Source organism: Paraburkholderia sp. SIMBA_027, assembly GCF_046535315.1.
GTDB classification, from domain to species: domain Bacteria; phylum Pseudomonadota; class Gammaproteobacteria; order Burkholderiales; family Burkholderiaceae; genus Paraburkholderia; species Paraburkholderia tropica.
In genome coordinates this window covers 1-252 of the sequence record NZ_JAWRWY010001182.1, presented here as the reverse complement: position 1 = coordinate 252, position 252 = coordinate 1, and the positions used below count along the sequence as shown (strand labels likewise).

Here is a 252-nt window from a genome sequence, read left to right as displayed (position 1 = left end):
CCAGATATTGCAGGCTCATCGGATCAACCACCAGGCCAACGCCCTGTTTTTCGATGGTCATATCGCCTTCGTTCACCTGATCATCAAAGGTGAAACCATACTGGAAGCCGCTGCAACCGCCACCGGTGATATACACGCGTAATTTCAGATTCGGGTTATCTTCGTCAGCGATCAGGCTTTTAACTTTGTTGGCTGCTGCGTCGGTAAACTCCAGCGGCAGTGCTACGTCATCACTCATATTTTGCTCCAAAC

General features: G+C 50.0%; 1 protein-coding gene. It reads right to left on the bottom strand.

The window, feature by feature from the left end:
- The coding region (gene erpA / locus SB764_RS42870; RefSeq protein WP_410867158.1) for an iron-sulfur cluster insertion protein ErpA at window positions 1-238 on the bottom strand (238 nt) is incomplete at its 3' end.
- Window positions 239-252 lie beyond the last annotated feature (14 nt).